Source organism: Pantoea sp. App145, assembly GCF_047947045.1.
Classification (GTDB): Bacteria; Pseudomonadota; Gammaproteobacteria; order Enterobacterales; family Enterobacteriaceae; genus Pantoea.
The window spans coordinates 2,953,409-2,966,321 of sequence record NZ_CP133290.1 but is presented as its reverse complement, the minus strand read 5'-3'; the positions used below and the strand labels follow the sequence as shown (position 1 = coordinate 2,966,321).

Below are 12,913 nucleotides of genomic sequence, written 5' to 3'. Positions count from 1 at the left end.
AGATCATCAGGAAAATCATATGACTACGACAGATAAAAAATACATCGTCGCGCTCGACCAGGGCACAACCAGTTCTCGTGCTGTGATTCTGGACCATGACGCCAATATCGTCGCTGTCTCGCAGCGTGAATTCACCCAGATCTACCCGAAAGCGGGCTGGGTTGAACATGACCCAATGGACATTTGGGCGTCACAAAGTTCGACGCTGGTTGAAGTGCTGGCCCATGCCAACATCCGTTCTGACGAAATCGCCGCGATTGGTATCACTAACCAGCGTGAAACCGCCATCGTCTGGGATAAAGAGACTGGCAACCCGGTTTATAACGCCATCGTCTGGCAGGACCCGCGTACTGCGGATTACTGTAACAAGCTGAAGAAAGAAGGCCTGGAAGAGTATATCCAGCACACCACCGGTCTGGTGATTAACCCGTACTTCTCCGGCACCAAAGTGAAGTGGATCCTCGATAACGTCGAAGGTGCGCGCGAACGTGCCAAACGTGGCGAGCTGCTGTTCGGCACCGTGGATACCTGGCTGGTGTGGAAAATGACCCAGGGCCGTGTGCATATCACCGACCACACCAACGCCTCACGTACCATGATGTATAACATTCACGAGCTGAAGTGGGATGAGCGTATGCTCGAAATCCTCGACATTCCGCGTGAAATGTTGCCGGAAGTGAAAGGCTCGTCTGAAATCTACGGCCAGACCAACATTGGTGGTAAAGGCGGTACGCGTATTCCGATTGCCGGGATTGCTGGTGACCAGCAGGCAGCGCTTTATGGCCAGCTGTGTGTGCAGCCGGGGATGGCGAAAAACACCTATGGTACTGGCTGCTTTATGCTGATGAACACCGGTACCGAAGCTGTGACCTCCACTCATGGTCTGCTGACCACCATCGCCTGCGGCCCACGTGGCGAGGTGAACTATGCACTGGAAGGTGCGGTGTTCATCGGTGGTGCGGCCATTCAGTGGCTGCGTGACGAGATGAAGCTGTTCAGCGATGCTGCTGACTCTGAATACTTCGCGCAGAAAGTGAAAGACAGCAACGGCGTGTATATGGTGCCCGCCTTCACCGGCCTCGGTGCCCCGTATTGGGACCCGTATGCACGTGGTGCGATCTTTGGCCTGACGCGTGGTGTTAACGGCAACCATCTGATTCGCGCCACGCTGGAGTCGATTGCCTTCCAGACGCGTGATGTGCTGGAAGCGATGCAAAATGATGCCAACACCCGCCTGCAATCTCTGCGCGTGGATGGTGGTGCCGTGGCTAACAACTTCCTGATGCAGTTCCAGTCCGACATTCTGGGCACCCGTGTTGAACGCCCGGAAGTGCGCGAAGTCACCGCGCTGGGTGCAGCATATCTGGCCGGCCTGGCTGTCGGTTTCTGGAATGATCTGGAAGAAGTCCGCTCCAAAGCGGTAATTGAACGCGAATTCCGCCCAAGCATTGAAACCACCGAGCGTAACGTCCGCTATGCGGGCTGGAAAAAAGCTGTCGCTCGCGCTCAGGCCTGGGAAGAACACGACGAGTAATCCCCCTGCAACCCGCGGCACCCTGCCGCGGGTTTTTCCCGCCGCTTTACCCCGCTGTGCTACACTGCCCGCCTGTTTTTTGTCAGGTGCAGACCATGAAACGAGAACTCGCGATTGAATTTTCCCGCGTTACCGAAGCCGCCGCGCTGGCGGGCTATCACTGGTTAGGACGCGGCGACAAGAATGCTGCCGACGGCGCTGCCGTCAACGCCATGCGTATTATGCTGAACACCATCGATATCAATGGTCAGATAGTGATCGGTGAAGGAGAAATCGACGAAGCGCCAATGCTCTACATTGGTGAAAAGGTGGGGACCGGCCAGGGCGATGCGGTCGATATCGCCGTTGATCCGATTGAAGGCACGCGCATGACTGCGTTAGGCCAGGCCAATGCGCTGGCGGTGTTGGCGGTGGGCGATAAAGGCAGTTTCCTGCACGCACCTGATATGTACATGGAAAAATTGATTGTTGGTCCAGGCGCGCATGGCGCTATCGACCTCAATCTGCCACTGGAAACCAACCTGACAAACATCGCGACAGCCTTGGGCAAATCACTCAGCCAGCTGACGGTGTCCATTCTGGCAAAGCCGCGTCACGATGCGGTGATTGCGCAACTACAACAACTCGGTGTGCGAGTCTTTACCTTTCCGGATGGTGATGTTGCGGCATCCATTCTCACCTGCATGCCCGACAGTGAAGTGGATGTGCTGTACGGAATTGGCGGTGCGCCGGAAGGGGTGGTCTCTGCGGCGGTGATTCGCGCGCTGGATGGCGACATGCAGGCACGCCTGCTGCCGCGTCACCAGGTGAAAGGTGACAGCGAAGAAAATCGCCGCCTTGGCGAACAGGAATTACAACGCTGTGCCGAAATGGGGATTGAAGCAGGTAAGGTGCTGACGCTGGAGCAGATGGCGCGCAACGATAACGTAATTTTTGCTGCCACTGGCATCACCACCGGCGACTTACTTAAAGGCATCACGCGTAAAGGGAATATCGCGACCAGCGAAACACTGCTGATTCGCGGTAAATCGCGCACCATTCGCCGCATTCAGTCGATCCACTATCTGGATCGTAAAGATGCGGCGCTGCACCCGTTTATCCTGTAACCGTCTGCCTGCCGCTCTCGGGATGGCGTGAGAGCGGCCACCAGCACAGCAGCATCACCAGCGCGGTGGCAAACATCAACATGCCGAGGCTGAACTGATCACGCTGCGGCATCATCGCCGAAAGCCACGCCACCAGGCCAGAACCCAGATTCTGTAAGCCGCCAATCAGCGCTCCGGCGCTACCTGCCAGCCACGCGTAGGGCTCCATCGCGCCGGACGTCGCCAGCGGAAACAACATCCCCGCACCGAAGAAAAACAGCGCCGCAGGCGCCAGAAGCGTCCAGATATTCATCACGCCAAACCACGCCGGTACCCACATCATCAATCCCGCCAGCAGGCAGCTGTTCACGCCGTACCACATCAACGTGTGCCAGGATTTTTGTTCGCGTCCGGCAAACCAGGCACCGAAAAAGGCGGCCGGAATCGGCAGGATAAACAGGATGCTGACCGTCAAACCATCCAGTCCCAGCACGCCACCCAGCAGCACGCCACAGCTGGCTTCAAATACCGCAATGCCCGCCAGCGCGCCAATCAGCAGTAACAAATAACGGACAAAGTGGCCATCGCTGAGTAAGGTGGCATAGCGCCGCAGAAAGGGCGTCGCCGCTGTTTCGGCGGGTCTGGTTTCTGGCAGCCAGCGCGCCATTGCCACTGTCACGCCAAGACACAGCAGCAGCAAAAAGGCAAAACAGGCATGCCAGCCAAACAGCTGCGTCAGTAAGGCTCCGATAACCGGCGCCAGCAACGGGCTAACCAGAATGCCCATATTTAACAGGCTATTGGCCTGACGCAACGCCGTCCCCTGGTGAAGATCGCGCGGCATAGTTCGGGCCATCACCCCAGCCACGCCCGTACCCAGCCCCTGGACAGCACTACCTAATATCAGAATGTGCAGCGAAGGAGCAAATAGCGCGATCAGGGCACCGCAGGCAAAGATCGTCATTCCAGCAAGGATCACCGGCCGCCGCCCGATGCTATCGGAGAGTGGGCCATAGATCAGTTGTGATCCGCCGTAAGTGATCAGATAGCCTGCCATGACCTGTTGTATGGCCCCGCTGTGCACGTTAAAAGCATCAGCCATGGCTGCCATCGCGGGTACATAGATGGTTTGCGCCATCTGCCCGACGGCCACCAGCACGATCAACATCAACAATAAGCGGCGATTTTCCGTTTTAGATATCAACATGGAACAAAATGTCTGTCTGAGAAATAAAGTAAAGACAGCAGTAAAAAAGCTGCCTGTTATGAATGGCGGCAAAAATATCAGGATTCGATGACAAAGCGAGGGGTGGGACCAAAGCAATTAGCCTGACTTCGTCAAGCTGTGACACCAGCCTGTAAAGCACCCGCTACAGTTGAAGCAAAGTGCGCTGCATTTGTCGCTGAGAGCCATTTACCCAGCCAGGGACTGGAAATCTTCCCGGCGGCTGGCGAAGATAGTGACATGCCTGAAAAATCAACAATAAGGAGTGAACATGGCTGAGTGGGTCAATGCCGAAGTGAAAGAAGTCAAAAACTGGACCGATGCCCTGTTCAGCCTGCGCGTGCAGGCACCCATCGATCCCTTTATCGCCGGGCAATTTGCCAAGCTGGCGCTGGAAATCGACGGCGAACGCGTGCAGCGTGCTTATTCCTATGTCAATGCACCACATGACTCGCTGCTCGAGTTCTATCTGGTTACGGTACCAGAAGGTAAGCTTAGCCCGAGGTTACAGACGCTGCGTCCGGGCGATCAGGTGATGGTGACGAAAGAAGCGTCAGGCTTTTTTGTGCTGGACGAAATTCCTGATTGCCAGACACTGTGGATGCTGGCCACTGGCACCGCCATTGGCCCGTATTTGTCTATTCTGCAACAGGGCGCAGGGCTGGAGCGTTTCGAGAATATCGTGCTAGTCCATGCCACGCGCTATGCCGCCGATCTCAGCTTCCTGCCACTGATGCAGCAATTACAGCAGCGTTATCAGGGGAAGCTGCATATACAGACCGTGACCAGCCGTGAAGAGATGGCTGGCTCGCTGCATGGTCGTGTCCCCGCACTGATTGAAAGCGGCGCACTGGAACAGGCAGTAGGGTTACCGATGGATGCGGATACCAGCCACATCATGTTGTGCGGCAACCCACAAATGGTGCGCGATACCCAGCAATTGCTGAAAGATAACCGCGGCATGCGCAAGCATTTCAAACGCAAACCCGGGCATATGAGCAGCGAACATTACTGGTAACTGATGGGCGGCATAATGTGAGTTTTTTCCAGGCCGGGGTTTTGACTTTCGCTGGTAAAAACCGTTCTAATCATTGGCTACGTTATTGGTTAGGACCGAAGCAATGAAGAATCTGCCAGGCGCGTTGCTACTCAGCCTCGCACTGACATTTCCCGTCTGGGCGGAAGACGCACCCCCGCAGGATCGCAGCGACCATCTGCCTGCGGCCCCTTATTTACTGCCTGGTGCGCCCACCTTTGATATGACCATTGCGCAGTTTCGTGAAAAGTACAATGCCGCCAATCCTGACCTGCCGTTGATGGAATATCGTTCCATCGATAATCAGGACGATAAAAGCAACCTGACGCGGGCTGCCAGCAAAATTAGCGAAACCCTGTATGCCTCTACGGCGCTGGAGCAAGGCACCGGTAAAATCAAAACGTTACAGGTAACCTGGTTGCCGGTGCCAGGGCCGGATGAGAAGAATGCCCAGGAAAAGGCCATGGCTTACATGACCGCCCTGCTGCGCTTTTTCTCCCCCGGGTTATCGCCTGAAGACGGACGTAAAAAGCTCGATTCCCTGCTCAGCGCAGGCAAAGGTTCACGCTATTTTTCCCGTAATGAAGGGGCGCTGCGTTTTGTGGTCGCGGACAACGGTGATAAGGGCCTGACCTTTGCTGTAGAGCCGATCAAACTGGCGCTTGCCACACCCTGATCACCCCCGGCAAAAATGACGAAAAGCAAAGCCAGCGACATATTTGATCTCTATACTGTCTGGCAGACATCGCTGCCTTTGAGCAGTGCTATTTCATGAATCGCGTTATGCGGAGGAAAGAATGCGACATCCACTGGTTATGGGTAACTGGAAACTGAACGGCAGCAAGCATATGACTGACGAGCTGATCGCAGGTTTGCGCAAAGAACTGTCTGGTGTTGAAGGCTGCGGTGTGGCGATTGCTCCGCCGGCACTCTATCTTGCTCAGGCAAAACATGCCATTTCCGGTAGCCACATTGCACTGGGTGCTCAGAACGTCGACGTCAATCTGTCTGGCGCTTTCACCGGCGAAACTTCAGCTGACATGCTGAAAGATATCGGCGCCAAATACATCATCATCGGTCACTCTGAGCGTCGTACTTATCACAAAGAAAGCGACGAATTTATCGCGAAGAAATTCGCTGTGCTGAAAGCTGCTGGCCTGGTACCGGTTCTTTGTATTGGTGAAACCGAATCAGAAAACGAAGCGGGCAAAACTGAAGAAGTCTGCGCACGTCAGATCGACGCAGTGCTGGAAACTCAGGGCGCAGAAGCCTTCCAGGGTGTCGTCATTGCCTACGAACCGGTATGGGCGATTGGTACTGGTAAATCAGCAACGCCTGCGCAGGCTCAGGCCGTGCATAAATTCATTCGCGATCATATCGCGAAGAAAGATGCCGCAGTGGCTGCCCAGGTCATCATCCAGTACGGCGGTTCTGTTAATGACAAAAACGCCGCAGAACTGTTCACTCAGCCTGACATCGATGGTGCGCTGGTTGGTGGTGCGTCACTGAAAGCTGACGCCTTTGCGGTGATTGTTAAAGCTGCCGCCGCAGCGAAAAACGCGTAATCGTTCTGATGCATGACGAGGCGGCTTAACAGCCGCCTTTTTTATTGCAGAATCTGGCAACGATGATCCTGCAATTCTTCTGCCGAACCACTTTCCAGTTTGGCCCAGTTGCGTTCAATCGCCATCAGCGCCAGGCGACCATCCGGCAACGCTGCCAGCGCCATGCCGTATTTCCCCATCTCGCTACGTGCGTCAGGGACTTCTAATGCCAGACGAATAAAAACGCTTTGCTGCGCCAGCTGCGCCTCTGTCAGGGTGCGTATCTGATAACGATGTTTTTGCAGCGTTTCACTTTGCCATTGCTCGCTGAGTAGCGGAGCCAGTGCATCCAGCCGCTGACGCACATCCGGCCGCAGACAGGAAATATGAATATGCAGCTGATTTTGTGAACGAGCATATTGTGAGTTAATCGCCAGCGATAGCGCACTGTCGGCAATCGGTTTACCACGGCGCTGCGCCAGTAAACTCCTCTCCTGCCAGGCATCCGCAAACAAATTCGGTGTTGCCGGATTCAGCAGAATCGGGCTTTCCATACCGGTGATTTTTTCGATGGGCATCAGCAAATACTGCAACGGACCGTTGAGATCTTTCAGCGTAACGTAGCCTTTTGCCACATCCACCTGCTGACAGGGAGCAGGATCACCGCGTTGCGTCATACCAGGCAGGCATTTCTCGCTGATAATTTGCCACAAGGCATTGGAGTTTTTCTGGAAGTGCACCGCAGCCAGGACTAAGCCGATAATCAACAGTGCAAGCAACAAGGTAATCAGATTCAGGGTACGACGGCTGCCCTGCATAGCGTGGTCCCTCGGTTCATCATCTGCCAGCATCCTCGCCTGGCAGATGATGAATGTCACGGACTTTTGCCGCGCGCCAAAGCAAAACGGCCAGCAAAGGCTGGCCGTGATACTTTACTGGCAGAACGATTACGGTTTCATAACCTGATCGTAAGTGCCGCCATCGGCAAAGTGGGTTTTCTGCGCCTGCTCCCAGCCGCCAAATTTGCTATCGATAGTGAACAGTTTTACCGGTGCAAAGGTGCTGGCAAATTTCTTCGCCACCGCTTCATCACGCGGGCGATAGAAATTTTCCGCGGCGATGGTCTGCCCTTCCGGGGAGTAGAGGTACTTCAGGTAATCCTCTGCCACTTTACGGGTGCCACGTTCATCGACCACTTTATCAACCACTGCCACCGTCGGCTCGGCAAGGATCGATTCGCTCGGTGTGATGATTTCAAATTTGTCTTTACCCAGTTTGTTGACCGCCAGATACGCTTCGTTTTCCCAGGCAATCAGCACATCACCAATACCGCGTTCAACAAAGGTGTTGGTAGCGCCGCGCGCACCAGAATCCTGCACTTCAACATTCTTAAACAGCGCTTTGACGTACGCTTCTGCTTTGGCCTGATCGCCGTGATTTTGATCCAGGGCCCAGCCCCAGGCAGCCAGATAGTTCCAGCGCGCACCGCCGGATGTCTTCGGATTTGGCGTAATCACCGATACACCCGGTTTAATCAGATCAGCCCAGTCGTGGATGCCCTTCGGATTGCCTTTACGCACGAGGAATACAATGGTCGAGGTGTAAGGCGCGGAGTTATCAGGCAGACGTTTGATCCAGTTTTTATCAATACGACCACGCTCAGCAATGGCATCAACGTCAGACTGCAACGCCAGCGTCACCACATCCGCACGGATGCCATTGATCACCGAGGTAGCCTGCTTACCTGAACCACCGTGCGATTGGCGGATCACCACGTTATCACCGGTTTCCTGCTTGTAATGGGCGCTGAACGCTTTGTTGTACTGCTCGTAAAGTTCACGCGTCGGATCGTAAGACACGTTTAACAGCTGAATATCCTTTGCCAAAACACTGGTTGAAGCCAGTAACAGGGTGACACCAATAGTCCACTTGTTCATTGCTTGCTCTCCGAAGTCGTTATAGAACAAGACTGACACAAACTAATCCACAGATTAAAGAATTAAAAATAAGCTGTTATAACTGGAGAGAATATGAGCAGACATAAAAAAGGCGCGTACCCTGACGCGCCTTGATTTTGCTGATTTAGTAGAGTTTTTTCGCGGTATCCAGCCAGTCGCGTTTGAACGGACGTTTCATATTTTCGATGGCATCGATAATGTCGTGGTGCACCATCTTCTCGTTCTGAATACCTACGCAACGTCCACCGTAGCCCTGCAGCAGCAGTTCAATGGAGTACGCACCCATACGTGAAGCCAGGATGCGGTCATAAGCACAAGGCGCACCGCCACGCTGAATGTGGCCCAGAACCGTGGCACGGGTTTCGCGTTTGGTTTCAGCTTCAATGTAATGCGCCAGATCGTCGATATCACAGATGTGCTCAGTGATAGCCACGATGGCGTGTTTTTTACCTTTGGCGATACCGGCTTTGATTTCAGCGACCAGTTCTTCACGGGTATAAGGAATTTCCGGCAGCACGATAAATTCACAGCCACCAGCAATTGCTGCCGCCAGTGTCAGATCGCCGCAGTAACGGCCCATCACTTCAACGATGGAAATACGCTGATGTGAAGAAGAAGTGTCACGCAAGCGGTCAATCGCCTCCACTACCGTTTCCAGCGCGGTGAAATAACCGATGGTGTAGTCAGTACCGGCGACATCGTTGTCGATGGTGCCCGGCAAGCCAATGCATGGGAAGCCCATTTCCGTCAGGCGCTTAGCACCCATGTAAGAGCCGTCACCACCAATCACCACCAGCGCATCGATGCCGCGCTTTTTCATATTTTCGATGGCAACCTGACGAACTTCTTCGTTACGGAATTCCGGGAAACGAGCAGAACCGAGGAAAGTACCGCCACGATTGATCATATCCGAGACGCTGTAGCGATCGAGATTGACCATACGGTCTTCATAGAGCCCCAGATAGCCGTCGTAGATGCCAAAAACTTCAAGTCCTTCACTCAGCGCGGAACGTACAACTCCGCGAATGGCTGCGTTCATGCCTGGGGCGTCGCCGCCGCTGGTCAGTACTCCGATTTTTTTGATCATGACAACCTCTGGATTGTTCAAAACTAAGGATTATTCCCGCCAGTGCCCCTGCGGAGACCAGCTCGCGATCGCACGGCCTTATAGTTGAGAGATAGTATATCAAAGGCTGATTGCTGAATTGATTCAGGTCAGACAAGTTTTCGCTATTTTTTTACAGAGTTGTTAGCGTTCCGTCATTTTTATCCCGCAACACGATGATTTAAAACTATTAAAACTGGAAAAAACCCTGTTGATTTTCCGGTACAACTGAGCAGGGATCCTGATGAATGATGACGTCGGAGCCAGGAAACTTGCTGCGTAATGCCTGTTCAATTTGATCGGCCACCTTATGTGCCTGCACCAGCGGCAGATGGTCATCCATTTCCAGATGCAACTGAATAAAGCGCGTCGGGCCAGACTGCCGGGTACGTAAGTCATGCGCACCACGTACGCCCGGCCAGTTGGCGATCAAATCAATAATCGCCTGACGTTCCTCTTCCGGTAAAGCACGGTCCAGCAGTGACTGGACGGCTTCATACCCCATACGCAGCGCGTTATACAGAATATAAACGCCAATCCCTAAGGCGAATAATGCATCGGCCCGGGAAAAACCATAGCTGCTTAAGCCGAGCGCTATGAGAATAGCACCGTTCATAATGACATCGGATTGGTAGTGCAGCATATCAGCGCGAATCGCCTGGCTACGGGTGTGCCGCACCACCCAGCGCTGAAAAGTGACCAGCACCAGCGTTGAACAGAGTGCAATCACCGTGACCACAATACCGACCAGTGGAGCTCGCAGGATTTCGGGAGAGGCAAGATGCTGAATACCGGTAAGAAACAGGAATAACGCCGATCCGGAAATAAACATACTTTGCGCCAGTGCCGCCAGGGATTCAGCCTTACCATGGCCAAAAGTATGGTCGGCATCCGCAGGTTGCAGGGCATAGCGCACCACCAGCAGATTGGTCAGCGAAGCAGCGATATCGACCAGTGAATCCACCAACCCCGCCAGCACACTGACCGAACCGGTATACCACCAGGCAAAAATTTTAACGATTAACAACAGCGATGCCAGCACCGTGGCAGACAACGCTGCGCGGCTCACCAGCTTTGCGTAGGAGTGTTCCATGCCTTGGCCTCTTCGGGCAACGTTCAATGGTGCGCCCGTTTAATCTCAGAATGGCTCAAGTTTATCATTAGCAGGTAAACGCTGCCTGGATGGTGTTGCAGTGACAATAAAAGTCGCCATTTTTCATATCTTGCGGTTGAACAGACGTGATGACAGGAAAGATCTGGCTAAGAGCCTGAGGCTTAATGGTTATCTGTGTGTCCAATGCCGGATAGCGAAATTTTTCGCATCCATAAATCGCGAAGACCGAATATCGGTTATTTCTTTGTCCCAAACTGGATTTAGTGGCACATAATAACCTTCGTCTTTAGCCTCCTGCGCGAAAGATTTTAATTCTTCCACATTCCTGACCACACATATTTCGCTAAAATCGCCAAAGGATTTAGGCAGCGTAAAGACTGCTGGGAAATTTGCTTCAATATCTGTCCAGGGATTACAGGTGTCTGTGCTATGATGCACAACCGGTTCACCGTTGCCAACCAGACATTCATTAATACTGGATATCATATTGCGAATGCGCACCGACACATTACCAACGCTCTTATCTACCTTCGCATAAAATTCAACTTCACTTAAATATGAACTTTTTAAGTTACCAGGTAGTTTTTCATGAGGCGTTGTATAACTATCCATTCTCTCTTTAAATATATGATGAGACACATCATGCACAGATAATTTATCTTCAACACCATAATCCTCAAATGCCGGCGCGATCATAAAAAGGTCGTAATCGGCGGTAAGAGGTTTTTGACCCGACCCAGCCGGGGCTAAAACTTCAACGGGTTCACCATTGTAGATAACCTGCCAGGATCCTTTATCTGTTCCGGGTACCAACTCAAACTTATGCATGGCACCTTTTGGCGTACTGGCCTCTAACTCAAGAGGCTGACGGTTTACACCATATTTTATATTTTTGATATAATTATTCTCGACGAGTGAATCCAGCCTCGCCTTTGTTATTTCCAATACAACTTTATTAGCATAACCTTTGCTCATACAATCTTGCACTTCCTTATTAAATCCCTCTTGTTTATCTGGCCGATCGGCAAGCTTGCTTAGCTCCTGCTTAACACAGATAAAAGATGTTTGCGGGCCCCAGTCAGCACTTTTCCCCTTTATGTGGAATCCTTTTGTCGGATATCCACTTGCGATGAGATCCGTTGCCATCATATCAACCGGACGAATGCCGATTATAGTATTCTTCTCATAAGACAAACGTTGTAGTTTAACGAGATGATTTGGCACTATCCCTATATTATCTTTTTTACATAAATCTATAACTTCAGCCAGTTTTTCCACCTGATTTTTGGCCAATAACTCTGCTGAAGATGATGACTGGGTAGATTGTGCAGGTAAGGGAGAATGCGATTTAGGTATATTTATTGGCATATCCTTCCTTTTTGTCATCAATGCGCATGGGAACGATAGAATTGTCTGCTATCTGAAAGCATTGTCCTTATGTTTTTATGCAAAAACTTTCGAATTTCGTACACTCCGTGAGATTCACACCACTTTGCAACGTTACCGATCAAGATTCAAACAGGTACAGCATGGTACCTGCACGTAGAAGTATCCACTGCAAAACCCTTTTCCGGTTGCTTCTGCCCAGCCCTCATGGGTTGATGGCTAATGCTCATCAGCTGATTTTTTTTGTGATTTTTTGACAAAAAAAACCCCGCCGTCATGGCGGGGAAGACAGGGATGGTGTCTATGGCAAGGAAAACAGGGATACTATGTTACTGGTTACTGCTGGTACTACTCACTGCTTGCAGCGGTGATGATGGCTGCAATTCTGAGAGCCTGCGCATTTCATTGAGGCGCCGCTCATAATTCTTCTGCAATGTCGCTTGCTGTGCAGGCGTTAGCAGGTGGTACATCTGATTACGAACCCGAGCCATCACAACGTTTTGTTCGACTTGCGCCTGAGCAATTTTTTCTGCCTGCAGGCGGATGGCTGATTCGTTAAATTTGTCTGCAATGACCAGGTCATGCATAGTTTCTATATCCTGAACGCTGACGGCGGGACGTTCGAGTCGCGCTTGTTGCATCAGGTCTCGCATTTGTTGCCGCTGTTGCTCAGTAAGTTCAATGCCATCAAACATGTGGCTTTGCGGATTTTGCGTCATACTGCCTGTCGTCAATCCGCCGTTATGATGCATCTCGTCAATCGTCGTCGTGTCTGCTGCTCCTGCGCTGGCGTGACTGAGAACCATCGCTGAGGCAATGACGACGGCGGTTAAGTTGCGCATCGTTTACTCCCAGTTCGTTCCGTTTTGCGATTCAACGAGGACTAGTGTACGGCGGCAGCTGCAAACATCCGTCAGGGGGTGTAA

Annotated in this window: 12 protein-coding genes; 5 read left to right on the top strand and 7 right to left on the bottom strand. The window is 52.3% G+C overall.

The genetic code is table 11. From position 1 onward, the window contains the following. The first annotated feature begins 19 nt into the window (after window positions 1-19). Together glpK and glpX are read left to right on the top strand one after the other, a co-directional pair. A complete protein-coding gene (glpK, locus tag RCF31_RS13555) occupies window positions 20-1,534 on the top strand; it encodes a glycerol kinase GlpK (RefSeq protein ID WP_299448488.1) in 1,515 nt (504 codons plus the stop codon). Window positions 1,535-1,629: 95 nt separating this feature from the next. Further along, window positions 1,630-2,640: a class II fructose-bisphosphatase gene (glpX, locus tag RCF31_RS13550; protein WP_313681821.1), complete on the top strand. Its 1,011-nt coding sequence runs from the start codon at window positions 1,630-1,632 to the stop codon at window positions 2,638-2,640. Here glpX and emrD read toward each other — a convergent pair. Next, complete coding sequence (emrD, locus tag RCF31_RS13545) at window positions 2,630-3,826, bottom strand: multidrug efflux MFS transporter EmrD (protein WP_416411170.1); 1,197 nt, start codon at window positions 3,824-3,826, stop codon at window positions 2,630-2,632. The two genes, glpX and emrD, sit on opposite strands and share 11 nt — an antisense overlap. A 289-nt stretch (window positions 3,827-4,115) precedes the next feature. Between emrD and fpr the strand changes: the two genes are divergently transcribed. The 3 genes from fpr (at window position 4,116) to tpiA (ending at window position 6,445) form a co-directional block, all read left to right on the top strand. Further along, entirely contained in the window at window positions 4,116-4,862 is a 747-nt protein-coding gene (gene fpr, locus RCF31_RS13540) for a ferredoxin--NADP(+) reductase (protein WP_416411169.1), read from the top strand. A 103-nt stretch (window positions 4,863-4,965) separates the two neighbouring features. After that, window positions 4,966-5,556 carry a YiiQ family protein gene (locus RCF31_RS13535; protein WP_299448496.1) on the top strand — a complete coding sequence of 197 codons (591 nt, stop codon included), beginning with the start codon at window positions 4,966-4,968 and terminating at the stop codon, window positions 5,554-5,556. Window positions 5,557-5,677: 121 nt separating this feature from the next. Continuing rightward, window positions 5,678-6,445, top strand: a complete 768-nt coding sequence (gene tpiA, locus RCF31_RS13530) for a triose-phosphate isomerase (RefSeq protein ID WP_084877893.1) — start codon at window positions 5,678-5,680, stop codon at window positions 6,443-6,445. A gap of 41 nt (window positions 6,446-6,486) precedes the next feature. Here tpiA and RCF31_RS13525 read toward each other — a convergent pair whose 3' ends face one another. From RCF31_RS13525 to cpxP, 6 genes are all read right to left on the bottom strand, one after another. Further along, window positions 6,487-7,242: a CDP-diacylglycerol diphosphatase gene (locus RCF31_RS13525; protein ID WP_416413259.1), complete on the bottom strand. Its 756-nt coding sequence runs from the start codon at window positions 7,240-7,242 to the stop codon at window positions 6,487-6,489. 129 nt (window positions 7,243-7,371) lie between these two features. Next, entirely contained in the window at window positions 7,372-8,361 is a 990-nt protein-coding gene (locus tag RCF31_RS13520) for a sulfate ABC transporter substrate-binding protein (protein WP_299448499.1), read from the bottom strand. Between the two features lie 145 nt (window positions 8,362-8,506). Further along, a complete protein-coding gene (gene pfkA / locus RCF31_RS13515; protein ID WP_299448501.1) occupies window positions 8,507-9,469 on the bottom strand; it encodes a 6-phosphofructokinase in 963 nt (320 codons plus the stop codon). 208 nt (window positions 9,470-9,677) lie between these two features. After that, window positions 9,678-10,580 (bottom strand): CDF family cation-efflux transporter FieF, encoded by a 903-nt coding sequence (fieF, locus tag RCF31_RS13510; protein ID WP_299448503.1) that lies wholly within the window; start codon window positions 10,578-10,580, stop codon window positions 9,678-9,680. A 189-nt stretch (window positions 10,581-10,769) separates the two neighbouring features. Beyond that, window positions 10,770-11,969 carry an anthrax toxin-like adenylyl cyclase domain-containing protein gene (locus RCF31_RS13505; RefSeq protein ID WP_416411168.1) on the bottom strand — a complete coding sequence of 400 codons (1,200 nt, stop codon included), beginning with the start codon at window positions 11,967-11,969 and terminating at the stop codon, window positions 10,770-10,772. A 347-nt stretch (window positions 11,970-12,316) separates the two neighbouring features. Further along, window positions 12,317-12,829 carry a cell-envelope stress modulator CpxP gene (cpxP, locus tag RCF31_RS13500; protein WP_084877906.1) on the bottom strand — a complete coding sequence of 171 codons (513 nt, stop codon included), beginning with the start codon at window positions 12,827-12,829 and terminating at the stop codon, window positions 12,317-12,319. Window positions 12,830-12,913 lie beyond the last annotated feature (84 nt).

Excerpts from the sequence above, each read along its gene's own strand:
- RCF31_RS13520 (WP_299448499.1), bottom strand. The coding sequence starts at position 8,361 with ATGAACAAGTGGACTATTGGTGTCACCCTGTTACTGGCTTCAACCAGT.
- tpiA (WP_084877893.1), top strand. The coding sequence starts at position 5,678 with ATGCGACATCCACTGGTTATGGGTAACTGGAAACTGAACGGCAGCAAG.
- RCF31_RS13525 (WP_416413259.1), bottom strand. The coding sequence starts at position 7,242 with ATGCAGGGCAGCCGTCGTACCCTGAATCTGATTACCTTGTTGCTTGCA.
- emrD (WP_416411170.1), bottom strand. The coding sequence starts at position 3,826 with ATGTTGATATCTAAAACGGAAAATCGCCGCTTATTGTTGATGTTGATC.
- fpr (WP_416411169.1), top strand. The coding sequence starts at position 4,116 with ATGGCTGAGTGGGTCAATGCCGAAGTGAAAGAAGTCAAAAACTGGACC.
- glpK (WP_299448488.1), top strand. The coding sequence starts at position 20 with ATGACTACGACAGATAAAAAATACATCGTCGCGCTCGACCAGGGCACA.
- pfkA (WP_299448501.1), bottom strand. The coding sequence starts at position 9,469 with ATGATCAAAAAAATCGGAGTACTGACCAGCGGCGGCGACGCCCCAGGC.
- fieF (WP_299448503.1), bottom strand. The coding sequence starts at position 10,580 with ATGGAACACTCCTACGCAAAGCTGGTGAGCCGCGCAGCGTTGTCTGCC.
- cpxP (WP_084877906.1), bottom strand. The coding sequence starts at position 12,829 with ATGCGCAACTTAACCGCCGTCGTCATTGCCTCAGCGATGGTTCTCAGT.
- glpX (WP_313681821.1), top strand. The coding sequence starts at position 1,630 with ATGAAACGAGAACTCGCGATTGAATTTTCCCGCGTTACCGAAGCCGCC.
- RCF31_RS13535 (WP_299448496.1), top strand. The coding sequence starts at position 4,966 with ATGAAGAATCTGCCAGGCGCGTTGCTACTCAGCCTCGCACTGACATTT.
- RCF31_RS13505 (WP_416411168.1), bottom strand. The coding sequence starts at position 11,969 with ATGCCAATAAATATACCTAAATCGCATTCTCCCTTACCTGCACAATCT.